Origin of the sequence: Micromonospora sp. NPDC050495, from assembly GCF_040655175.1 — a bacterium.
Taxonomy (GTDB): Bacteria; Actinomycetota; Actinomycetes; order Mycobacteriales; family Micromonosporaceae; genus Micromonospora.
This window is the reverse complement of sequence record NZ_JBFAJK010000001.1, coordinates 285,067-306,911: the sequence shown is the minus strand read 5'-3', so window position 1 is coordinate 306,911 and position 21,845 is coordinate 285,067. Positions and strand designations below refer to the sequence as shown.

Annotated in this window: 26 protein-coding genes; 15 read left to right on the top strand and 11 right to left on the bottom strand. The window is 74.7% G+C overall.

What is annotated here, in order from left to right; translation table 11 throughout:
* Window positions 1–15 precede the first annotated feature (15 nt).
* From AB0I11_RS01525 to AB0I11_RS01515, 3 genes are all read right to left on the bottom strand, one after another.
* Window positions 16–2,166 carry a bifunctional polysaccharide deacetylase/glycosyltransferase family 2 protein gene (locus AB0I11_RS01525; protein WP_357308866.1) on the bottom strand — a complete coding sequence of 717 codons (2,151 nt, stop codon included), beginning with the start codon at window positions 2,164–2,166 and terminating at the stop codon, window positions 16–18.
* Between the two features lie 2 nt (window positions 2,167–2,168).
* Window positions 2,169–2,579, bottom strand: coding sequence for a hypothetical protein (locus AB0I11_RS01520; protein ID WP_357308863.1), 411 nt, complete (start codon window positions 2,577–2,579; stop codon window positions 2,169–2,171).
* A gap of 141 nt (window positions 2,580–2,720) precedes the next feature.
* Entirely contained in the window at window positions 2,721–3,287 is a 567-nt protein-coding gene (locus AB0I11_RS01515; protein WP_357308860.1) for a TIGR03086 family metal-binding protein, read from the bottom strand.
* A gap of 31 nt (window positions 3,288–3,318) precedes the next feature.
* Here AB0I11_RS01515 and AB0I11_RS01510 point away from each other — a divergent pair, with 31 nt between their 5' ends.
* Entirely contained in the window at window positions 3,319–4,137 is an 819-nt protein-coding gene (locus AB0I11_RS01510; RefSeq protein WP_357308857.1) for an AraC family transcriptional regulator, read from the top strand.
* 58 nt (window positions 4,138–4,195) lie between these two features.
* Here AB0I11_RS01510 and AB0I11_RS01505 read toward each other — a convergent pair whose 3' ends face one another.
* The 6 genes from AB0I11_RS01505 to AB0I11_RS01480 are packed head-to-tail and all read right to left on the bottom strand — an operon-like array spanning window position 4,196 to window position 9,791.
* The gene (locus AB0I11_RS01505) at window positions 4,196–5,734 is read right to left on the bottom strand and encodes a SpoIIE family protein phosphatase (protein ID WP_357308854.1); all 1,539 of its coding nucleotides are present in this window, start codon (window positions 5,732–5,734) and stop codon (window positions 4,196–4,198) included.
* Window positions 5,735–5,736: 2 nt separating this feature from the next.
* Window positions 5,737–7,065 carry a sensor histidine kinase gene (locus tag AB0I11_RS01500; RefSeq protein ID WP_357310144.1) on the bottom strand — a complete coding sequence of 443 codons (1,329 nt, stop codon included), beginning with the start codon at window positions 7,063–7,065 and terminating at the stop codon, window positions 5,737–5,739.
* A 32-nt stretch (window positions 7,066–7,097) separates the two neighbouring features.
* Window positions 7,098–8,111 (bottom strand): SpoIIE family protein phosphatase, encoded by a 1,014-nt coding sequence (locus AB0I11_RS01495; RefSeq protein WP_357310132.1) that lies wholly within the window; start codon window positions 8,109–8,111, stop codon window positions 7,098–7,100.
* A complete protein-coding gene (locus tag AB0I11_RS01490) occupies window positions 8,108–8,524 on the bottom strand; it encodes an ATP-binding protein (RefSeq protein WP_357308851.1) in 417 nt (138 codons plus the stop codon). Before AB0I11_RS01490 ends, AB0I11_RS01495 begins: the two co-directional genes overlap by 4 nt.
* A complete protein-coding gene (locus AB0I11_RS01485) occupies window positions 8,521–8,931 on the bottom strand; it encodes an STAS domain-containing protein (RefSeq protein ID WP_357308848.1) in 411 nt (136 codons plus the stop codon). Before AB0I11_RS01485 ends, AB0I11_RS01490 begins: the two co-directional genes overlap by 4 nt.
* Complete coding sequence (locus tag AB0I11_RS01480; protein WP_357308845.1) at window positions 8,931–9,791, bottom strand: STAS domain-containing protein; 861 nt, start codon at window positions 9,789–9,791, stop codon at window positions 8,931–8,933. The genes AB0I11_RS01485 and AB0I11_RS01480 overlap by 1 nt, the downstream gene beginning before the upstream one ends.
* A 161-nt stretch (window positions 9,792–9,952) precedes the next feature.
* Here AB0I11_RS01480 and AB0I11_RS01475 point away from each other — a divergent pair, with 161 nt between their 5' ends.
* Window positions 9,953–10,309, top strand: coding sequence for an STAS domain-containing protein (locus AB0I11_RS01475; RefSeq protein WP_357308842.1), 357 nt, complete (start codon window positions 9,953–9,955; stop codon window positions 10,307–10,309).
* Window positions 10,310–10,319: 10 nt separating this feature from the next.
* Here the strand turns inward: AB0I11_RS01475 and AB0I11_RS01470 are convergent, their stop codons facing one another.
* Window positions 10,320–11,609, bottom strand: a complete 1,290-nt coding sequence (locus tag AB0I11_RS01470; protein ID WP_357308839.1) for an MFS transporter — start codon at window positions 11,607–11,609, stop codon at window positions 10,320–10,322.
* Between the two features lie 49 nt (window positions 11,610–11,658).
* Here AB0I11_RS01470 and AB0I11_RS01465 point away from each other — a divergent pair, with 49 nt between their 5' ends.
* The 5 genes from AB0I11_RS01465 to AB0I11_RS01445 all read left to right on the top strand — a co-directional run bounded on the left by AB0I11_RS01465 (window position 11,659) and on the right by AB0I11_RS01445 (window position 13,860).
* Window positions 11,659–12,342 (top strand): FCD domain-containing protein, encoded by a 684-nt coding sequence (locus tag AB0I11_RS01465; RefSeq protein WP_357308837.1) that lies wholly within the window; start codon window positions 11,659–11,661, stop codon window positions 12,340–12,342.
* Between the two features lie 39 nt (window positions 12,343–12,381).
* Entirely contained in the window at window positions 12,382–12,840 is a 459-nt protein-coding gene (mscL, locus tag AB0I11_RS01460; RefSeq protein ID WP_357308834.1) for a large conductance mechanosensitive channel protein MscL, read from the top strand.
* A 78-nt stretch (window positions 12,841–12,918) separates the two neighbouring features.
* Window positions 12,919–13,167, top strand: coding sequence for a hypothetical protein (locus tag AB0I11_RS01455; protein ID WP_357308831.1), 249 nt, complete (start codon window positions 12,919–12,921; stop codon window positions 13,165–13,167).
* A gap of 29 nt (window positions 13,168–13,196) precedes the next feature.
* Window positions 13,197–13,562: a hypothetical protein gene (locus AB0I11_RS01450; protein ID WP_357308828.1), complete on the top strand. Its 366-nt coding sequence runs from the start codon at window positions 13,197–13,199 to the stop codon at window positions 13,560–13,562.
* Between the two features lie 22 nt (window positions 13,563–13,584).
* Window positions 13,585–13,860, top strand: coding sequence for a hypothetical protein (locus AB0I11_RS01445; RefSeq protein WP_357308825.1), 276 nt, complete (start codon window positions 13,585–13,587; stop codon window positions 13,858–13,860).
* On the opposite strand, the gene AB0I11_RS01440 is transcribed toward AB0I11_RS01445, so the two are convergent.
* Window positions 13,861–15,093: a benzoate/H(+) symporter BenE family transporter gene (locus AB0I11_RS01440; protein WP_357308822.1), complete on the bottom strand. Its 1,233-nt coding sequence runs from the start codon at window positions 15,091–15,093 to the stop codon at window positions 13,861–13,863.
* A 59-nt stretch (window positions 15,094–15,152) separates the two neighbouring features.
* Between AB0I11_RS01440 and AB0I11_RS01435 the strand changes: the two genes are divergently transcribed.
* From AB0I11_RS01435 to AB0I11_RS01400, 8 genes are all read left to right on the top strand, one after another.
* Window positions 15,153–15,734: a helix-turn-helix domain-containing protein gene (locus AB0I11_RS01435; RefSeq protein WP_357308819.1), complete on the top strand. Its 582-nt coding sequence runs from the start codon at window positions 15,153–15,155 to the stop codon at window positions 15,732–15,734.
* A 67-nt stretch (window positions 15,735–15,801) separates the two neighbouring features.
* On the top strand, window positions 15,802–16,521 hold the full coding sequence (locus AB0I11_RS01430; RefSeq protein WP_357308816.1) for a protein phosphatase 2C domain-containing protein: 720 nt from the start codon (window positions 15,802–15,804) through the stop codon (window positions 16,519–16,521).
* Between the two features lie 87 nt (window positions 16,522–16,608).
* Entirely contained in the window at window positions 16,609–16,944 is a 336-nt protein-coding gene (locus AB0I11_RS01425) for a PadR family transcriptional regulator (RefSeq protein ID WP_357310121.1), read from the top strand.
* A complete protein-coding gene (locus AB0I11_RS01420) occupies window positions 16,941–17,759 on the top strand; it encodes an ATP-binding cassette domain-containing protein (RefSeq protein ID WP_357308813.1) in 819 nt (272 codons plus the stop codon). The genes AB0I11_RS01425 and AB0I11_RS01420 overlap by 4 nt, the downstream gene beginning before the upstream one ends.
* Entirely contained in the window at window positions 17,756–18,448 is a 693-nt protein-coding gene (locus AB0I11_RS01415) for a hypothetical protein (protein WP_357308810.1), read from the top strand. The genes AB0I11_RS01420 and AB0I11_RS01415 overlap by 4 nt, the downstream gene beginning before the upstream one ends.
* 47 nt (window positions 18,449–18,495) lie before the next feature.
* Window positions 18,496–19,695, top strand: coding sequence for a GNAT family N-acetyltransferase (locus tag AB0I11_RS01410; protein WP_357308807.1), 1,200 nt, complete (start codon window positions 18,496–18,498; stop codon window positions 19,693–19,695).
* Window positions 19,696–19,734: 39 nt separating this feature from the next.
* Complete coding sequence (locus tag AB0I11_RS01405; protein WP_357308804.1) at window positions 19,735–20,484, top strand: ZIP family metal transporter; 750 nt, start codon at window positions 19,735–19,737, stop codon at window positions 20,482–20,484.
* 163 nt (window positions 20,485–20,647) lie between these two features.
* Complete coding sequence (locus AB0I11_RS01400) at window positions 20,648–21,829, top strand: hypothetical protein (protein WP_357308801.1); 1,182 nt, start codon at window positions 20,648–20,650, stop codon at window positions 21,827–21,829.
* Window positions 21,830–21,845: the final 16 nt, after the last annotated feature.

Sequence of the window (21,845 nt, the reverse complement as noted above, 5' to 3'; positions counted from 1 at the left end):
CCCGGACCTCGACGGTCAGTACGGGCGTCCGCCTCGACCAGCGGTGTTGACCGGGGCGCCGCCGCGCAGCCCGGCGAGCGCGGCCGCCTCGCCGGTGCGGACCATCCGCTGCCAGCGCAGCCGGTTGCCGATCACCGCCGTCACCACCGACTGCACCACCACCAGATACATCACCTGGCGGTAGACGAGCTGCTGCAACGGCAGGGCCCAGAGCGGACCGAACCGCTCCCGGTCCAGCCGCAGCGCGTACGCGGCGGTGCCGGCCTGGAGCAGGAGCAGCCCCAGCCAGGCCACCGCCAGCGTGGACCAGGGCAGGAAGAGCAGCCCGTAGAGGGCGAAGACGTCCACCGCCGGTGCGGTCAGCGGCAGCACGATCTGGAAGACGGTCAGGTACGGCAGGCCGCGCCGGCCCAGCTTCCCGCCGGCGCCCGGCTCGCGCAGGGCGTGCCGGTGCTTCCACATCGCCTGCAGCGTGCCGTAGCACCAGCGGTAGCGCTGCCGCCAGAGCTGACGCAGCGACGCCGGCACCTCGGTCCAGGCGATCGCGCGCTCCTCGTAGCTCACCCGCCAGCCGGCCCGGAGCACCTTCATGGTCAGGTCGGTGTCCTCGGCCAGGGTGTCGGCCGGTACGCCCCCGACCGCGAGCAGCACCTCGCGGCGGAACGCGCCGATCGCGCCGGGGATGGTGGGCATGCACTCCAGCACGTCGTACATCCGGCGGTCGAGGTTGAAGCCGATCACGTACTCCAGGTGCTGCCAGCGCCCGAGCAGCCGGCGCCGGTTGGCCACCTTGGTGTTGCCGCTGATCGCCCCCACCGTCGGGTCGGCGAAGCCCTGGACCAGCCGGTACACGGTGTCCGGCTGGAAGACGGTGTCCCCGTCGACGAGCACCAGCAGGTTGGCGCGGGCGGCCCGGATGCCGGTGTTCAGCGCGGCCGGCTTGCCCGCGTTGGCCTGCCGGATGACCCGTACCCCGCGCAGCCCCAGCCGCTCGACGATGTCGGCGGTGCCGTCGGTGGACCCGTCGTCGACCACGACCACCTCCAGCGCCGGGTAGGCGCTGGCGACCAGGGACCGCACGGTGGCCGCGATGTTCGCCGCCTCGTTGTAGGCGGGCACGATCACCGAGACCGGCGCGGTGACCTCGGGCCCGCGGCGGGGCCGGCGGACCCGCCGGACGTGCCGCCGGGCGCAGGCCACCTGGACGGCGAGCCGCGCCACGCCGAGCACGAGCGCCACCCCGAGCAGCAGGTTCATCGTCGAGGCCAGCCCGCCGGCCCCGGCCTGCGCCCAGCGCAGCGCGGTCCCGCTCAGCCGGGACCCGAGGCCGGCCGGCACCGTCGACCCGGGCGCGCCGATCCCCTCCGACACGGTGGTGAACCGGTAGCCGGAGCGGGACAGCCGGGGCAGCAACTGGTCCAGGGCGGCCACGGTCTGGCTGCGGTCCCCGCCGCCGTCGTGCATGAGCACCACGGCGCCGCCGCCGCCGGGCGGGGTGGCGGCCTGGGCGATGGCCGGCGCGCCGGGCCGCTGCCAGTCCCGGGTGTCCCGGTCGGCGAGGACCCCGAGGTGGCCGGTGCCGGCGGCGTCCCGCAGCGCCTGGTACTGGGGCTGGCTGAGCGAGTTCGTGGTCGACGAGAACGGCAGCCGGAGCAGGGTCACCTCGCGGCCGGTCGCCGCGGCGACCGCGTTGCGGGTCCAGGACAGCTCGGTCCGGGCCCGCCAGGCCGGCAAGCCGGCGAGGTCCGCGTGGGTGAAGGTGTGCGAGCCGAGCTCGTGCCCCTCGGCCAGGATCCGGCGGACCAGTTCGGGATGCTCGTCGACCCGGGCGCCGACCACGAAGAACGTCGCGTGGGCGTGGTGCCGGCGCAGCACGTCGAGGATCTGCGGGGTCCACCGCGGATCCGGCCCGTCGTCGAAGGTCAGCGCCAGGGTCCGCGCGGGCAGCCGCCGGGCGGCCGGTGTCGGCCCGTCCAGCCGGAGCACCGGGCCGCCGGTGGTGGCCTGCCGGGGCGCCGGGGCGGCGGGCGCGGTGGACGGGCCGGAACCGCCGCCGACGTGGCTGACCAGGCCGTTGAAGCTGAGGGCGGCGAGCAGGACGATCAGGCCCAGCAGCAGGAGGATCCAGTGGGCCCGCGGGTCGCGCCGCGCGACGTGTCTCGCCATCGTCAGGGCTTGCCCGGTGTCCTGCTCGGCTTGGCGGTGTTGCGCCGTTCGTCGCCCCGGCCGGGGTTGCTGCTCGTCGGCCCCGGTGCGGTCGGGACGGTGGCCCGGGTGGCGGCCGGCCGGCTCGGGCTCGGTGCGGCGGACGCGGTGCGGGTCGCCGGCCGTGGGGTCGGGCCGGGCCGCGTGGCGGGGTCGTCGGGCGCGTCGACGCCGGCCTCGACGGGCGGTCGCACCTTCGTCTCCGACCAGCCGGGGATCGGCACCGTGGAGTCGAAGAAGAGCCCGGCCAGGATCAGTCCGAGGCTGGTGAGCAGGCCGAGGCCCAGCGCCGTGCCGGCGATCACGGTGAGCCGGCGGCGGCGTCCGGTCCGGTCGACGAACACCGGCGGCGCGCTGCCGGGCTGATTCTGCATGGTGCCGCTCTCCCGCTGATCCGCGTCACGCCGGCCGGGGCGGCCGGTCCGGGAGGTGGTGGCCTCCCGGACCCAACAGCGCCCGGGACGGGGAACGTGTCACGCCGGGCCGTGCCGGCGCCCCGACGGGGCCGGCGCGGGTCAGCGGTTCCAGGCGGGGTCGCGGCCGGTCCGGCCGAGCAGGCGGTCCAGGTCGGTGGCCTCCGGCGTGGTCGGCACCGGCTCGCCGAACGCGCCCATCCGCTGGCCGGTGTCGCCCATCGCGTCCATGAAGCCGTGCCCCGCGGCCAGCACGGCCGGGTCGACCGCGATCCGCTGCCCGGTGGCCCGGGCCAGGTCCCAGCCGTGCACGGTGAGGTCGATCAACGCCATGTCACCGACGGTCTCCTGCGGCAGCCCCATCCCCGCGGAGACGCCCTCCACCGCGGCCGGATCCGACCACGCCTCGACGAGACGGTCGGCCTCGGCGGCGAAACGGTCCCGCCAGCCGTCGGTCAGGTGGTCGGTCTTGCCGGACCAGTCCGCCTCTCCGTGCCGGGCCAGCACCTGAAAGTTGATCAGCACGTCGAAGAGGTGGCCGAGCAGGTCCCGGACCGAATAGTCCGGGCACGGGGTGGGCAGGTCCAGCTGGTCGTCCGAGATGCCGCGGACCACCGCCACCGTCCGCGGCGCGGCGACGGCCAGCAGCTCGCTAGTCTTCGTGGTCATAGGACCAGCATATGAAGGCGGTCTTGAAGAAATGCGACACGAACCGCGGCGGGACAGCCGGGGCATCCTCGACCCCGACCGGCTGCGGCGACGGGTGCACTTCCGCCGCCGGCTGCCGGACCCGGCGCTGCGCCCGTACGTCGAGCACTACTGGCTCATCGACTGGGAACTGACCACGCCGTTCGACCAGCGGCTGGTGCCGCACCCGGCGGTCAACCTGGTCTTCCAGGCCGGTGCCGACGGCGTCGAGACCGGTGAGATCGCCGGGGTGGACATCGGCCTGTTCACCATCACCCTGCGCGGGACCGGCCGGGTCACCGGGGTGCAGTTCCGCCCGGGCGGCTTCCGCCCCTTCTGGCGCCGGTCGGTGGCCGAGCTGACCGGGCGGCGCCGCCCGCTGGCCGGCGGCCCGGCGCCCGAGCTGTTCGCCACCACGCCGGTCTGTCCCGGCACCGACGACCAGCGCTGCCGGCGGCTGGACGACCTGCTCACCGCCGGACGGCCGGCACCGGACCCGGTCGCCGCCGAGGCCACCGCACTGGTCGAGGAGATCCGCCGCGACCGGAGCGTCCTGCGGGTGGCCGACTTCGCCCGCCGGCACGGCGTCTCCACCCGGCGGCTCCAGCGGATTTTCCTCGACCACGTCGGGGTCGGTCCGAAGTGGGTGATCCGGCGGTACCGCCTCCAGGAGGCGATCGAGCAGGCCGCCGCCGGTCCGCTGGACTGGGCGCGGGTCGCCGCCGACCTCGGGTACGCCGACCAGGCCCACCTGGTCCGCGAGTTCACCGCGGTGGCCGGCGTCTCCCCGGCCGCGTACGCCCGCTCGCTGGCCGCGTCGCGCGGCGGGTGACCAGCCGGCCATCGCGTGCCGCCGCAGCGACGGTCAGCGCCGCGCGGTGACCGGCCGGTCAGCGCCGGCGGACCGCGACCACCGCGACGTCGTCGTGGATCTCCGTCGGGGCCAGCTCCACCAGCAGCCGCTCGCAGAACCGGTCCAGGTCGTCGTCGACCCGGGTGGCGACCACGGCCAGCGCGGCCAGCCCGTCGTCGATGGTGGCGTCCCGGCGCTCGATCAAGCCGTCGGTGTAGAGCACCAGCGTGGACCCGGCCGGCAGGACGAACTCCAGGTCCGGCGGGCGGGGCGCGCGCACCCCGAGCAGCGGCGCGCTGTGCTGCACGAACTCCACCCGCCCGTCCCGGCTGATCAGGGCCGGCAGGTGTCCGGCGCTGGCCAGCCGGACCAGCCCGCTGCCCGGGTGCAGCAGCAGCAGGCAGAGGGTGGCCTGCTCGTTGGGGAGCAGGGTACGCATCAGCTCGTTGACCCGGTCCAGGATCACCCCGGGCTGGTGCCCCTCCACCGCGTACGCCCGCACCGCGTGCCGCAGCTCGGCCATCACGGTGGCGGCGTGCAGGGAGTGGCCCGCCACGTCGCCGACCGCCATCAGCAGGTGCCCGTCCAGCATCACCAGCTCGTAGAAGTCGCCGCCCACCTCGGTGCGGGCGCTCGCCGGCTCGTAGCGGACGGCCAGGTCGAGGCCGGCGATCTCGGGCAGCCGGCGGGGCAGCAGGCTGCGCTGGAGGGTCACCGCGATCCGATGCTCCTCGTCGAAGGAGCGCTGCGCCTCCACCGCCGAGGCGATGGCCTGGGCGAGCTGCACCAGCACGGGGGTACGGACGGTCTGGGTGGCGGTCGGCACCACCACGTAGAGCGGGGCCCGGTCCTCGCGCAACCGGGCGGCGGCCACGGTGACCGTGTCGCCGGCCGGCCAGTCGACCCGTTCCCAGTTGCCCGGCTCGTCGACCCGGACCGTGGTCCCGATCGGCACCCCGGCGTCGTCCACCGTCCACGGCACCACGCCCGCCGGGGCGTCCGGTCCGGCGGCCACCCCGGCCAGGCAGTCCCCGTCGAAGGTCTCGGCGATCACCGCCGCGGGGCTCCGGAAGATCCGCGCGGCGCCGGCCGACGCGGCCTCCAGCAGCCGGACGAAGTTGGACGCGGCGTGCATCTCCACGGTGGCGTCGGCCAGCGCGGCCAGCCGCTCGGCGAGCTGCTCGGCGCGCTGCCGGGCCTGGTAGTAGCGGAGCACCGCGTGCGCGGTGGCGACCAGCTCCTCCGGCTCGATCGGCTCGGCCAGGTAGGCGTCCGCCCCCCGGGTCAGCCCCTGGGCCCGGTCCACCACGTCGACCGCGTGCGCCGAGACGTGGATGACCGGGATCGCCGGATGGGCCACCTTGATCTGCTCGCAGACCTCGAACCCGCTCACGTCGGGCAGCCGCACGTCGAGCACCACCAGGTCGACCCGGTCCTTCTCCACCCGGTCCAGCGCCTCGGCGCCGTTCTCCGCCTCGATGGTCGCGAAGCCGGCCCGGGTCAGCCAGCTCACCAGCAGGTACCGCTTGGGCCGACTGTCGTCGACCACCAGCACGGTCGCCGGCCCGCCCTCCACCGTCACACTCCGCCCGCGGGAAGGACGACCGTGAAGACGCTGCCCCGGCCGGGTTCGCTGGTCAGTTCCAGCGTCCCGCCGAGCAGCGTGACCAGCCGTCGCGCGTACGGCAGGCCGAGCCCGGTGCCGCCGACCCGGGTGGTCCCCGGCACCTGGTAGAACTCCTCGAAGACCCGTTCGTGCAGCTCCGGGGGGATGCCCACGCCGGTGTCGCTGACCGACAACGACCAGCGGTCGTCCTGCCGCTCGGCCCGCAGCCGCACCTCGCCCCGCTCGGTGAACTTCAAGCCGTTGTGCAGCAGGTTGCGCAGCACCTGGGCGAGCAGCACCTCGTCCGAGCGGACCGTCGCCGGGGCGGGCGGTTCCTCCACCACCAGCTCCACCTCGGGCCGGTTGGACAGCGCCCGCAGCGTGCCGCGGAGCTGGCCGAAGACACCGTGCAGGTCCACCTCGGTCCAGTTCGGCTCGAGCCGGCCCGACTCGGCCTTGGCCAGGTCGAGCAGCTCGTTGACGAGGGAGAGCAGGTCGGCCGCGGAGGACCGGATCAGCCCCACCTGCCGGGCCTGCTCGGCGGTGAGCGGGTCGGACGCGGAGTCGGCGAGCAGCCGGGCCAGCCCGATGATCGCGGTGACCGGGGCGCGCAGCTCGTGGCTGACGTTGGCCAGGAACCGGCTCTTCGACTCGCTGGCCGCGCGGAGCTGCGCGGACTTCTCGTCCAGCTCGGCGTAGAGCGCCACGACGCCGCGGTTGGTCTCCTCCAGCTCCTCGGTGAGCTGGTTGTAGAGCGCCATCACGCCGTGGTTGGTCTCCTGCAGCTCGGCGTTGAGCACCGCCAGCTCGTCGCGCTGGCTGCGTACCTCGTCGAGGGCATTGATGAGCTGGGCGTTCTGCGCCGCCAACTCGTCCAGGGCGGTGCCCGGAGCGTTGCTGGCCAGCTCGGCGCGGAGCTCGGCGAGGCGCTCCGGTGTCAGCGCCGGCGCGTGGGCCGGGAGACGTCGGGACATCCTCACGACCGTATCGCCCCCGTGACCGGTCACGCCCAGCATGTCCACCAGCCGGGCCACCGCGCCGGACCGTGGCTCGTACCGGCCGCCGGGCAGCGGGCGGGTCGGGGCCAGGTCGACCCGGAGCAGCTGCCGGCCGGTGCGGGCGTCGTGGTCGACCGCGAAGGTGACGTCCGCGCCGTCGACGGTCTGCAACAGGTCCCGGGCCACCTCGCTCAGCGCGGTGGCCAGGCGTACCTGGTCCTGGTGCTCCAGCCCGACGGCGGCGGCCACCTCCCGACCCCGCTGGCGGACCAGGAAGATGTCGTGTTCCACCCGCAGCGCCATCTGCAGCAGCGGGTCGGTGGCGGACGGGCGGGTCACGGCTCCGCCCGGGCCACCAGGACGCAGGCGTCGTCCCGCCGGATGCCGGCGTCGCGGAGCAGGACGGCGGCGGTCAGCAGCGGCGCGCGGTCGGCCAGGCCGGGGTAGTCGGCCAGGTCCCAGCGGTCCACCACGCCGTCGCTCTGCATCACCAGGGTCGCACCCGGCGGGAACGGGTACTCGTACTCGCGCACCAGGGGGCGCTGGTGCCCGGCGATGCCGGGCAACGAGACGAGACCTCGCCGCCGCTCGCCCGCCACCAGGATCATGGCTGCGATGTTGCCGAGCCCGGCGTACCGGAGCAAGCCTGACGCGGGATCCGGTTCGGCGACGGCGAGCGCCGCGCCCCGGGTGTGCGACATGGAGCGGTGCAGCTGCTGCACCACGGCGGCCGGCGGCCCGGCGGGCGCGGACCGGAAGGCGGCGACCGCGGCACCGCTGGCGGCGGCGGCCAGCGGGCCGTGTCCCAGCCCGTCGCAGACCAGCACCTGCCGGCGGCCGTCGGCGACCCGGACCGCGTACCCGTCGCCGCTGAGCTGCTCGCCGGTGATCGGCCGGGTCAGCGCGGCGGCCCAGTCCGTGGCGGGGGGCGGTCCCGACCAGACCTGCACGGCCAGCGCGGTGCCCCGGCCGGGCAGCGAGTAGCCGTCGAACCAGCTCGCCTGCCGGGTGATGGCGCCCAGACCGATGCCGAGCGTGCCGGTGGTGGAGTGCCCGTCCCGGGCGGACTGGGCGAGGTCGGCCATGCCGGGCCCGGTGTCGACCGCCACCAGCTCGACGCCGGCCCGGCCGGCCCGGCGCACCGGCCGCAGCAGCAGGTTGCCCTCCTGGGCGTGCTTGACCAGGTTGCTGGTCAGCTCGGCGGTGATGATGGCCAGGTCGGCGACGCGCTGCTCGGGCAGCTCCACCTGCCGGCCGAGGCGTTCGGCGGCGCGCCGGGCCGCGCTGGCCGTGCTGCCGTTCTCCACCCGGAACCAGAGTCCGTGGTCGTCGACCACGTCGCCGGTCATCGGGACCACTTGGTGACGGTGATCCGGGTGCCCTCGCCGACGGTGGTCCAGATGTCGAAGTCGTCCACCAGCCGGCGGGCCCCGCTGAGCCCGAGGCCCAGCCCGCCGCCGGTGGTGAAGCCGTCGGTGAACGCCTGGTCGAGGTCGGCGATGCCCGGCCCGTCGTCGGCGAAGACGATCCGCACCCCGCGCCGGCGGCCGTCCTCGACCGAGGTGACCTCGGCGGTGCCGCCACCGCCGTAGATCAGCGTGTTGCGGGCCAGCTCGCTCGCGGCCGTGACCAGCTTGGTCTGGTCGACCAGGGAGAGCTTGGCGGCGACCGCCGCGGTACGCACCAGCTGCCGCACCCGGACCACGTCCTCGTCACTGCGGATCGCCTGGACGTCCGGCACCCCCAGGTCGACAGCGGTCATGGCGTGGCCGTCGTCTCGGCGTCCTCGTCGCCGTCGAGCACGTCCCACTCGTCGGCACGGCTGGCCGCGACCAGTTCCATGCCCCGCTCGACGTTCAGCGCGGTCCGGATGCCGTTGAGCGACAACCCCAGCTCGACCAGGGTGATCGCCACGGCGGGACGCATCCCCACCACGACCGTCTCGGCGTCCAGCACCTTGGAGATGGAGGCGATGGTGGAGAGCATCCGGCCGACGAACGAGTCGACGATGTCCAGCGCCGTGATGTCGATGATGACGCCGTGGCAGCCGGTGGCGACGATCCGCTCGGCCAGGTCCTCCTGGAGCTGGATCGCCGTCTGGTCGGACATGTCGACCTGGATCGAGACCAGCAGGATGTCACCGATCTTGAGGATCGGCACCCGCTCCATCAGGGCTCCCGGCGCGGCCGGCGCGCGGTGGTCTCGACCCCGGTCAGCCGCAGCACGTGGCGCAGCGCGTCGGCGAGGCTCGCCTTGGTCGCGATGTCCCCGAACTCGATGCCGAGGGCGACGATGGTCTGCGCGATCTGCGGCCGGATGCCGGAGATGATGCAGTCGGCGCCCATCAGCCGGGCGGCCACCACCGTCTTGAGGATGTGCTGGGCGACCTGGGTGTCCACCGCCGGCACGCCGGTGATGTCGATGATCGCGTACGGCGAGCCGGTGTCGACCAGGGTCTGCAGCAGCCGCTCCATCACCACCTGGGCGCGGGCCGAGTCGAGGGTGCCGACCAGCGGGACCGCGACCACGCCCTCCCACAGCTTCACCACCGGCGTGGAGAGCTCCAGCAGCTGCTCCGCCTGGTCGGCGATGAGGCCCTCACGGGTACGGACGAAGCTCTCGAAGGTGAAGAGCCCCATCTGGTCGATCAGGGCGGAGAAGGCCACGAAGTCCCGGAGGGTGTCGCCGTCCTTGTTCTCCTCCATCAGCTCCAGCAGGGCGTCCTTGACCGCGAACACGCTGATCGCGGTCTCGCTGGCGCTGAAGCCCTGCCGGGCCCGGTTGGTGGACAGCTCGGCCAGCACGGCGCGCAGCTCGCCGCCGTGCTCGTCGGCGAGGTCGGCGATGCCGTTCCGGCCGGCGTCGATCATGCTCCGGTGCAGTTCGCGCACCTGTCGGGCCAGCTCGGCCTGGCTGAGTCGGCCGCGCAGCGAGGCGGCGACGATCTCCGTCCAGCGCTCGGTCAGCCGGTCGGTGTGCTCACTCAGCAGGCGGGCGAGCCGACCACTCTGTTCGGCGCTCATCGCCATGGTGACCTCCCTGAACATTGAACGGGGCGGACTCTATCACCGGGGCCTGCGGGACTACTTGTCGCGCGGCAAAGAAATGATCGGCGCAACCTGGTCGGCTCCCGTTCTGCGTATCCCGGGCTTCGTGGGATACCGTTCCACCGAACACAGGAGGTCGACGAATGTCCCTGACGGTGCACACGGAACAGCGCGGCGACGTGGTCGTCGTGTCGGTCGCGGGCGAGCTGGACATGGCGACGGCACCGCAGTTGCAGGACCAGATCACGGATCTGCTGGACAAGGGCCGCAGCCGGCTCGTCTTCGACCTGGCGGATGTCTCGTTCTGCGACTCCACCGGGCTGTCGGTCTTCGTCCGCGCCAAGAACAGCTGCGACGAGGTCGGCGGCGTGGTCCGGCTGGCCGCCCCGCAGCGCGGGGTGCTGCGCATCCTCGAGGTCAGCGGGCTGGTCGAGGTGCTGCACACGTACCCGACGGTGGAGCAGGCGGTCGCGGGCGACCCGACCCCCGCCTCCTCCTGACCGTCGCCGCTCAGCGCTCGTCCTCGATGTGTCGGGGGCGGGCGATCGCCAGGCCCGCCGTCGTCTGCACGGCGAGCGCCGCCAGCAGGAAGCCGAGCGGCGCGGTCCACCCGCCGGTCGCCTCGTAGAGGATGCCGACCAGCAGCGGGCCGAGCGCCGCGATCAGGTAGCCGGTGCTCTGCGCGAACGCGGAGAGCGCCACGGTGCCCTCGGCGGTCCGGGCGCGCAGCCCGATGGTGGTCAGGATCAGCGGGAACGCGCCCTGGCCGAGGGCGAGCAGCAGCACCCAGAACGGTGCCGGGCCGTGCGGGGCGAGGGCGAGGCCCAGGTAGGCGGCCGTGGAGAAGGCGGTCAGCCCGAGCACCAGCGGCCGCAGGGTACGCAGCCGGCCGGCGACGGTCGGCATGGCCAGCGCCACCGGCACGCCGAGCGCGGTCACCCCGGCCAGCAGCAGCCCGGCGGTCTGCGCGGAGTAGCCGGCGTCCCGGAAGAGCTGGGCCAGCCAGCCCATGATCGCGTACCCGCTCAGCGACTGCGCGCCGAAGTAGATCGCCATGGCCCAGCCGAGCCGGGTCCGCCCGGGCCGGATCCGGGCCGGGGTGGCGACGGCCGCCACCGGGGTCGCCGCCCGCCGGGCCCGGCGGTCGCGCAGCGCCAGCGGCACCCACGGGAGTACGGCCAGGGCGGCCAGCCCGGCCCAGACACCGAGCCCGGCGCGCCAGGAGCCGAACGCGTGCGCCACCGGCACCGCCGAGGCGGCGGCCACCGTCGTGCCGACGGTCAGCGCCATCGTGTACGCCCCGGTGACCAGCCCGGTGCGGTGCGGGAAGTGCTGCTTGACCAGCATCGGCAGCAGGATGTTCGCCACCGCGATGCCGGACAGGGCGAGCGCGCTGGTGAGCACGAAGACCACGGTCGAGTCGGTGACCACCCGGAGCACCTGGCCGGTGGTGAGGGCCAGCATCGCCAGCACCAGCACCCGGGCGGCCGGCCAGCGGCGGACCAGCCACGGGGTGAGCGCGCCGAGCCCGGCGAAGGCGATGGTGGGCAGCGTGGTGACCAGGCCGGCGGTGGTGCCGGAGAGCCCCAGCCCGCCCCGGATCTCGTCGAGCAGGGCGCCGAGGCTGGTGACGGCGGTCCGCAGGTTGACCGCGACGAGCAGCATCCCGACCAGCACCAGCAGGCCGCCGCGGGCCGGCGTGGCCGGGGGCGCCGGGGCGGCGGCGGGGGCCGGGCCGGGTGTCACGTCGGTGGTCGGCGCGCCGGCGGGCGCCGCGGTGCGCGCGGTTGGCGGGGTCATGACCTCGAACCTACAATCATGGGATGAATTTCGGCAGGAGGTGTAACCGGTGACACCCGCCGTCGATTCCGTCGCCGTGCCGCCGCGTGGGCACCGGGTGCGGCAGACGATCGAGCAGCTCCGGGCCCGCATCCTCGGTGGCGAGTGGCCGGTGGGCGGGCGGATCCCGACCGAGCCGCAGCTCGTCGCGGCGCTCGGCGTGGGGCGCAACACGGTCCGCGAGGCGGTCCGGGCGCTGGTCCACGCCGGGGTGCTGGAGTGCCGGCAGGGCTCCGGGACGTACGTGGTCTCCACCGACGAGCTGGCCCCGGTGGTGGCCCGCCGACTCACCGACGACCGGATGACCGAGGTCATCGAGGTCCGGCGCGCCTTCGAGGTGGAGGCGGCCCGGCTCGCCGCGCTGCGGCGTACCCCCGGGGACCTGGCCGCGCTCGACGGCGCGCTCGCCGCCCGGGAGGCCGCCTGGCGCTCCGGCCGGGTGGACGAGTTCGTCGAGGCCGACGCCGCGCTGCACAGCGCGGTGGTGGCCGCGGCGCACAACGCCATGCTCGCCGAGCTGTACGCCTCGGTCGGCGCGGCGCTGCGCAGCACGGTGGCCCAGGCGATGGGCGAGACCCTCCAGCCCGAGCGGTACGTCGACCACGGCCGCCTGGTGGCGGCGATCCGGGCCGGCGATCCGGCACGGGCGGCGATCGAGGCCGGTGCTTTTCTCGAACCGCCGTCCGGGGCATAGGTTGTCCGCGACGCAGAATCGGACAGCACGGGAGTGCGGATGCTCAAGGGCTTCAAAGACTTCATCATGCGCGGCAACGTCGTCGACCTGGCGGTCGGCATCGTCATCGGCGCGGCCTTCACCGGCCTGGTCTCGCAGTTCACCAAGTCGTTCCTGGAACCGCTGATCAAGCTCTTCGGCGGCAGGAGCGCACTGACGGCCGGTCGGTGGAAGATCGGCAACGGCAACTACATGGACTGGGCCGGCTTCATCAACGCCGCGATCACCTTCTTGCTCACCGCGGCGGTGCTCTACTTCCTGGTCGTCTACCCGATGAACAAGCTCGCCGAGCGGCGCAAGCGGGGCGAGGAGCCGCCGCCGGCCGCCCCGAGCGAGGAGATCAAGCTGCTCACCGAGATCCGGGACGCGCTGCTCGCCGGCAACCACGGCACCCCGGTCCAGCGCGGCGCGCTCGACGACGTGCTGGGCCGGCGCCAGGAGCCGCCCGCCGCGCGCTGACCCCATAGCCGATCGGCCCCTGTGGGAATCCCGCGGGGGCCGACGTATGTCGAACACATGTTCGATAGAGTCCACGGCATGGAGCAGCGCAAACACTGGTGGAACGGGAAATGGGGGCGGCTGGCCCGGCGGGATGTCTTCCTCCGGGTCGACGGCGACCGCTGGCACGTCGAGCAGCGCGCCGGGGGCGCCGAGGGGGTCTCCCAATTCTACGAGTACGCCAGCGTGGACGAGGCGGAGGAGACGGTCCGGGCGCTGCTGGAGGGGCCGGACAGCTGGCGTGAGCTGTCCCCCCGCCCGCCGAGCGGCTGGACCCCACCCGTTTAGCGGCCGGGCGACCCGGGAACCGCGCCACCATGAGCCAGCAGCAGGACACCGTCGCCCAGGTCACCACCGGCATGCGGGTGGTCGACTCGACCGGCGTCGAGGTGGGCACCGTGGATCTCGTCCAGCGCGGCGACCCGAGCGCGGTCACCGTGCAGGCGTCCGCACCGGTGGACCCGGGGAGCAGCCTGGACGAGCTGATCGAGTCCGCCGCCGCCGAGGAGCCGGACGTCCCCGCCGACCTGGCCGCCCGGCTGCTGCGCCGCGGCTACCTGAAGGTCTCCACCGGGCTGGCCCGCACCGGCGCGGTCTACGTGCTCGCCGACCGGATCGCCGCCGTCGGCGACGACGGGGTACGCCTCACCGTCCCGGCCGCCGACCTGCCCGAGGAGGAGTGACCCAGGCCGTACCGTGGGCGACATGTGGATGGTGATCGGGGAGCAGGGCGGCACGCCGGCCGAGGCGGCGGCGCGGGCCGCCCAGTTCGCGCACATGGCCGAGGTGACCCGGCAGTTCCCCGGCTTCGTCCGGGGCTGGTGGGGGGCCGACGGCGACGAGCCGGACCGCAGCCACGCGCTGGTCGTCCTCGACACGCTGGAGCACGCCCGGGCGTTGCGGCAGACGGTCGAGGAGAACGTCCCCGGCGTGCGGCTGCGGCTCATGGAGATCGGCGCCGAGGTCGAGGGCAGCGCCTGATCAGCCGACCCGGGCCGCGGCACCCGGAGCCGGCTGCCCGGCCGGCCCGGCGACGGTAGCGGCCGGCTCCCCGGTCGGCCCGGCCGTCGGGCGGCGGCGGAAGAGCAGCAGCATCAGCCAGCCGGCGACGAGGCCCCAGAACGCCCCGCCCACGCCGAGCAGGCTCACCCCGGAGGCGGTGACCACGAAGGTGACCACCGCCGCCTCGCGGCCCGCCGGCTCGGCGACGGCCGCCGAGACCGCCCCGGCCAGCGCGCCGAGCAGGGCGAGCCCGGCCACCGCCTCGACCAGGATCGGCGGGGAGAGCAGCACCAGCGCGGTCGCCAGGCCGGCGCCGAGGCCGAGCAGCGCCATGCCGATCCCGGCGGTGACCGAGGCGATCCAGCGCCGGTCCGGGTCGGGGTGGGCGTCCGGGCCGGCGGCCAGGGCGGCGGTGATGGCGGCGAGGTTCAGCGCGTGCCCCCCGGCCGGCGCGCCGAGCATGCTGGCCAGCCCGGTGACCCGCAGCGCCGAGCCGAGCGGGGCACGGTAGCCGTAGCCGGCGAGGACCGCGGTGCCGGGCACGTTCTGCGCGGCCATGGTGACCAGGAAGAGCGGCAGCGCCAGGCCGACCACCGCGGGCAGCGTCCAGGCCGGCGCGGTCAGCGCGACGGCCGGCGCGAGGTGGGCGTGGACCGGGCCGGGCGCGGTCAGCGCGATCGCCGCCGCCGCCACGGCCAGCGCGCCGGGTACGGCCCACCGGCGGGCGAGCCGGTGCAGCAGGAGCCAGGCCAGCACCACCGGCCCGGCCAGCCGGGGCACCTCGACCAGTGCCCGTACCGGCGCGGTGCAGAGCGGCAGCAGCACCCCGGCGAGCATGGCGCTGGCGACCGGGGCGGGGATCGCGGCGACCGCCCGGCCGAGCGCCGGTACCAGCCCGGCCGCGACGATCAGCGCCCCGGCGAGCAGGAACGCGCCGACCGCCGCCGGCCACCCGCCGGGCACCGGACCGGTGGCCACGAGCAGCGCGGCACCCGGGGTGGACCAGGCGATGGCGAGCGGCATCCGGTGCCGCAGCCCGAGCCAGACCGCGCAGCATCCGGTGCCGACGCAGAGCGCCAGCAGGCCGGAGGCCGCCTGCGCCTGGTCGGCGCCGACCGCCCGGAGCCCGGCCAGCACGACGGTGAACGAGCTGGCGAAGCCGACCAGCGCGGTGACCACACCGGCCAGTACGGGTTGCAGCCGACCGGCCATGTCCCGACCCCCTCCATCGTTCCGTTTACGGAACGGCACGGTGTAGGACGATAGCCGGCATGGCAACTGCTCCACCAGCCGGTGGCCACGGTGCGGACGAGGTCGGCCGGCGCATCCGCATCCTGCGCGAGGAACGCGGCCTCTCCCTCTCCACCCTGGCCCGGCTGGCCGGCGTCGGCAAGGCCACCCTCTCCGGGCTGGAGAACGGCACCCGCAACCCGACCCTGGAGACGCTCTACGCGGTCACCGCGCAGCTCGGCGTGCCGCTGACCGCCGTCCTGTCCGGGCCGGCCGAGACGCCGACCGTGCGCGGCGCGGCGGTGGGCGCCACCCTGCTGGAGGTCTTCACCGACGCCGACGCCACCTACGAGCTGTACCGGATGCGGGTGAGCCCCGGCCCGCCGCAGCTCTCCCCCGCCCACCAGGCCGGCGTCACCGAACACGTGATCGTCTTCTCCGGCGTGCTGCGCGCCGGGCCGGTGGACGACCCGGGGACCGCCGGCCCCGGCGACTACCTGCGCTGGGCCTCCGACGTGCCGCACAGTTACGCGGCGGTCGGCGACGAGCCGGTCCGGGCCAGCCTGCTGCTGCGCTACCCCACCGGCGACCAGGATGGACGGTCGACGGCCCGCCCGGAGTGAATCTTTCCCGACCGCCATACCCGGTGTGTAGAGACGAGAATGGGGTCTTCTTGGCAAGCTTGACCCCATGACGCTGATCCTCCGCTCGGCCATCCTCAACGACGTCGGCCTCGTCCGGACCAACAACGAGGACTCCGCCCTCGCCGGTGACCGCCTGGTGGCGGTGGCCGACGGCATGGGCGGCCTCCCGGCCGGCGAGGTGGCCAGCGAGATCGTCATCCGGATCCTGGACGAGCTGACCCCGCCCACCGGACCGGACGAGGCGGCCGACGCGCTGCGCGCCGTGGTGAGCACCGCCAACCAGCGCATCCGGGCCGCGATCAGCGTCGACCCGGCCCGCGACGGCATGGGTACGACGCTCACCGCCAGCCTGCTCGCCGGCGACACCCTGGTCCTGGCCCAGGTCGGCGACTCCCGCGGCTACCTGCTGCGCGACGGCGAGCTGACCCAGCTCACCCGGGACGACACCTTCGTGCAGGCGCTGGTCGACCAGGGCGCGCTCTCCCCCGACCAGGCCCGGCACCACCCGCAGCGCTCGCTGGTCACCCGGGCCGTGCAGGGCTCGGACGCGCCGCCGGCCATCGGGATGCTCACCGTCTTCGCCGGGGACCGGCTGCTGCTGTGCAGCGACGGGCTCTCCGACTACGTGGAGGACCCAGCCATCGCCTCGGCGCTGAGCACGTACCCGGACCGGCAGCAGTGCGGTGAGCAGTTGGTGAAGCTCGCCCACCAGGCCGGCGCCCCGGACAACGTCACCGTCGTGGTCTCCGACGTCGCCGCGGCCTGACCGGGACCGCCCCGCACGGCCGGGAGGCCCGCGCGCGGTAGTAGGTAGTTGTGCCATCTAGATGACGCCACTACTCTCCAGCGGGTGATGATCGAGCGGCGGGGCCAGTGGTTGCGCGGGGTGCTCGACCTCTGCGTCCTCGGCCTGTTGCGCGAACGCGAGTCGTACGGCTACCAGCTGGCCCAGTCCCTCGACGCGGCGGGTATCGGCCCGATCCAGGGCGGCACGCTCTACCCGGTGCTGCTCCGGCTGGAACGCGGCGGGCTGATCACCGCGCGCTGGCGCGAAGGAACCGGCGGACCGGCCCGCAAGTACTACCGGATCACCGAGAGCGGACGGGCCGCGCTGAGCCGGGGCGGGCACGACTGGCAGGGGTTCGCGACGTCGGTGACCGCCATCGTGACGGGAGGAGTCGACGGGTGAACGCCGACCAGTGGCTGCGCGCCTTCGCGGCCGAACTGCACCACGACCGGGTGGCGCCGGAGGACGTCCGGCACGTGGTCGCCGAGGCCGCCACCCACCTGCGCGAGGGCGGGGGCGACCCGTGGACGGTCTTCGGCCCGCCCGACCGGTACGCCGCCGTGATCGCCGAGAGCGTCGGCACCCGCCCGGCGCCCCGCCCCGGCCCGGTCCTGCTGCACGCCGAGGGGATCAGCAAGCGCTACGGCCGGCGTACCGTGCTGCGCGACGCCGGCCTGACCGTCCGGGCCGGGCAGATCGCCGCCGTGATCGGCGCCAACGGCTGCGGCAAGAGCACCTTCCTGCGGATCTGCGCCGGGTTGACGTCCCCCGACAGCGGACAGGTCACCCTCGCCGGCCGGCTGGCCTACTGCCCCCAGCAGGGCGGCACCGCCGACTTCCTCCTGCCCGACGAGCACTTCGTGCTGGTCGGGGCCGGCCGGGGCATGGACCGGAGCACGGCCCGCCGGGCCGGCCGGGCCACCGCCCGGCGACTCGGCTGGGAGGCCGCCGACCCGGTGCCCGCCCGGCGGCTCTCCGGCGGCACCCGGCAGAAGCTCAACCTCACCCTGTCCACCCTGAACGAGCCCGACGTGCTGCTGCTCGACGAGCCCTACCAGGGCTTCGACCGGGGCAGCTACGTCAACTTCTGGGACCAGCTGCTGCGGCTGCGCGACGAGGGCCGGGCGATCGTCGTGGTCACCCACCTGCTCAACCAGCTCGACCGGGTGGACCTGGTCCTCGATCTCACCCCCGCCGTACCGGGAGGCCGTCCGTGAGCCGGCTGATCACCGTCGCCGAGATGACCCTGCGGGAGCTGATCCGCCGCCGGGGCGTGCTCCTCCTGCTGCTCCTCATGCCGCTGGCCTTCTACCTGATCCGGCGCGACGCCTACCTCGGGCAGTCGGTACGCGCGCTGCTGCTCGGCATCGCCTGGGCGGTGAGCACCGCCGCCCTGTTCACCACCGGCGCGGCCCGTGACCTGGAGCCCCGGCTGCGGCTGGCCGGCTACCGCCCGCACCACCTGTACCTCGGCCGGATGCTCGGGCTGTGGCTGATCGGGCTCGCCATCGCCGTACCGTTCTTCGGGCTCGTCGCCGTGGACGGCTCCGGCCTGCGGTACGGCGGGGTGGCCGGGGCGATGCTCTGCGCGGTCGCGGTGGCGGCCCCCTTCGGCATGCTGATCGGCGCGGTGCTGCCGCGCGAGCTGGAAGGGACGCTGCTGCTGCTCACCGTGGTCACGGTGCAGATGCTGCTCGATCCGGCCGACAGCGGCGCCCGGCTCACCCCGTTCTGGTCCTGCCGGGAGATCGCCACCTGGGCGGTCGACCACACCGACGACGGTTACCTGGCCCGCGGCGTCCTGCACGCCGTGGCGGTGACCGCCCTGCTGGTCGTCGCGGTCGCCGGCGCGGTCTCCGCGCGGCTGCGCCGCCGCCGGCACGTCCGGCACCTGCCGGTGACCTGACGCGGATTCGGGTTGCGGCCCCGGGCGGGTCGGGTTGGGATGAGCGGATGCGTATTCGCCGCCTGGTCGCCGAGGAACGCCTGACCACCAGCTTTCCACTCCAGGCGTACGCGTTCGAGGCGTCGCCGATGGCCGTCTCCCGCACCGAGGAGTTCCGCGAGTACCTGCCGTACAACGCGGGCAACCGGACGCTGGTGGTCGAGGATGACGGGCTCACCACGGCCGCCGTGTCGGCCATCCCGATGCGGCAGAACCTGCGCGGCCGGGTGCTGCCGATGGCCGGCGTGGCCGGGGTGACCACCCATCCGCTGGCCCGGCGGCGCGGTCACGTCCGGACCCTGCTCGAGCGACTCCTCGACGAGCTGCGCGAGGAGGGGCACGCGTTGAGCGCGCTCTACCCGTTCCGGGCCTCGTTCTACGAGCGCTTCGGTTACGTCGGGCTGCCGCGCCGGCGTACCGCGGTGTTCTCCCCGGCGGACCTGGCCCCGCTGCTCCGCGCCGAACTGCCCGACGACGTGAGCTGGGAGCGGATCGGCGCGGGCTGGGCGACCTGGCGCGGCTACACCGAGCGCCAGCTGCGGGAACGGCACGGCTTCGCGATCTTCCCGGAGTTCCGGGCGGTGTCGCTGCGCGACCGGGACGACCGGTGGCTGCTCACCGCGGTCCGGGACGGCGCGCCGGTCGGCGCGGTGACCTACCGGATCGACGACCACGGCGGCGAGCTGATCGCCGACGACCTGCTCGCCGACGACCCGTACGCCCGGGCGTCGCTGCTCCGGTTCTTCGCCCACCACGTCGACCAGGTGGACCGGATCCGGGTCGAGCTGCCCGCCGACGAGTTGCCCGAGCTGTGGCTGACCGACCTGGCGGTGCACGTCGAGGCGCGGGTGTCCCGGCCGGGATCGCCGGCGCCGATGGCCCGGCTGCTCAGCCTGGACGCGCTCGCCGGCCTGCCGGCCGGCACCGGCCGGGTCCGCGTCGAACTGGTCGGCGACCGGTGGCTGGCCGGGGCGCACCTGCTCGACGGCGCCACCGGGCGGCTGGAACTGCTGCCCGGGGAGAGCGCCGCGGTGGGCAGCGTGCCGACCGCCACGTTGACCGCCGCCGGGCTCTCCGCCCTGGCGTACGGGGTGCTCGACCCGGTCGAGGTGGCGATCCGGGGGCTCGGCGAGGTGCCGCCGGACGCGGCCGGGGAACTGCGCCGGATCTTCCCGCGCGCGCTGCCGTACCTGTTCGCCGATTTCTGAGCGGTTTTCCCGTTCCCGGCGCGGGGTAGGGTCCTGCGGGTGCCGGAGTGGTTGGAAGCGGGACTGTGGGGGTTGCTGGCCGGCTCCGCCCTGGTGATCGGGGCGGTGGTGGGCTACGTCGCCCGGGTGCCCCGCCGGGTGATCGCGTCCGTGATGGCGTTCGGCGCGGGCGTGCTGCTCTCCGCCGTGTCGTTCGAGCTGATCGCGGAGGCGCACGCGCAGGGCGGACTGCTGCCGGTGGCGTTGGGCGCGGCGATCGGGGCGCTCACGTACACCGGGGCGAACATCCTGCTGGCCCGGCGCGGCGCCCGGCACCGCAAGCGCTCCGGCGACGTGCAGCCCTCCGAACAGGAACAGCCCGGCTCGGGTAACGCCATCGCGGTCGGCGCGCTGCTGGACGGCGTACCGGAATCGGTGGTGATCGGCGCGAGCCTGCTGGCCGGCGGCCCGGTCAGCCTGGTCACCGTGCTGGCCGTCTTCCTCAGCAACGTGCCGGAGGGCCTGTCCAGTGCCGCCGGCATGCGCCAGGCCGGCCGCAGCCGGCGCTGGGTGCTCCTGCTCTGGTCGGCGATCGCGCTGGTCAGCGGCGCGGCCGCGCTGGCCGGGTACACGCTGCTCGGCGGCGCCCCGCCCGAGGTGCTGGCCACCATCACGGCGCTGGCGGCGGGCGCGATCCTCGCCATGATCACCGACACCATGGTGCCGGAGGCGTTCGAGGACGCGCACCTGCTGGTCGGCCTGATCACCGTGCTCGGCTTCCTGATCGCGTTCGCCCTCTCGCACGCCTGACCCGCCCCCAGGCCCGGTGCCGTCGCTGCCGGCCCGGCCTCGTCGCCGCCGGCCCTGACCGTCGTGGGTGGGTCCTTGCCGGGTGGCGGCGGGCGGCTTAGCGGCGGGTTAAGGATCCGGTGTCGGGTCGTGCGCCGGCCGGTCGCACTCCTAGCATCGGGCGGTGCGCGTGAAGTCCGCTCTCCTCCTGCTCGCCCTCGCCGTCGGCACCGCGGGGCTGCCCGCCTGCGCCGCCGGCGACCCGGCCGGTCCGCCCGCCGCCCCGGCCGCGGCGACCGGCACCACCACCGCCTCCGCTCCGGCGGCCACCCCGACGACCGGTCCGAGCGCCCGCGCCGGACTGGGCGTCGCGACGCCGGGCGCCACCCCGTCGGCCGCCGCGTTCCGTGCCGGCAACCCGGCCGGCCGCGCCGCCGTGCCGGCCGAGGCGCGGGCGGTGGACACCTCGCACCCGACCCGCCGGATCGGCACCGGCACCGCCGCGAGTTGCACCTCGGAGGCGGTGGTGAAGGCCGTGGCGGCCGGCGGCATCATCACCTTCAACTGCGGCCCGGCCCCGGTGACGATCACCATGAAGGCGACCGCGAAGGTGGTCAACTCGCACGGGCCGCGGATCGTGCTGGACGGCGGCGGCAAGGTCACCCTGAGCGGCGGCGGGAAGCGGCGCATCCTCTACCTGAACACCTGCGACCAGGCCCAGGGGTGGACCACCTCGCACTGCCAGAACCAGGATCACCCGCAGCTCACCGTGCAGAACCTGACCTTCACCGGCGGCGACTCCACCGGCGACCGGACCGAGGGCGGCGGGGGCGGCGCGATCTTCGTCCGGGGCGGCCGGTTCAAGGTGGTCAACTCGCGCTTCGTCGGCAACCGCTGCGACCGGACCGGCCCGGACCTGGGCGGCGCGGCGCTGCGCGTGCTCAGCCAGTACGAGAACCGGCCGGTGTACGTGGTGAACAGCACCTTCACCGGCGGCAACTGCGCCAACGGCGGGGCGTTGAGCAGCATTGGCGTCTCCTGGACGGTGCTGAACAGCGTCTTCCGGGACAACCGGGCGGTCGGCACCGGCGCCAACCCGGCCCGGTCCGGCACCCCCGGCGGGGGCAGCGGCGGCGCGATCTACTGCGACGGCAACGAGTTCACCGTGCGGATCGCCGGCACGATCATCGAGGGGAACCGGGCCACCGAGGGCGGCGGGGCGATCTTCTTCGTCAGCAACAACCGCACCGGCACCCTGCGCATCGAGCACTCGACCCTGCGCCGCAACCCCAGCGCCGGCTTCGAGACGCGCGGCTACCCCGGCATCTTCTTCCTGGGCGCCCGCCCACCCACCGTCCTCCCCTGACCCCGCCCCCTCGCCC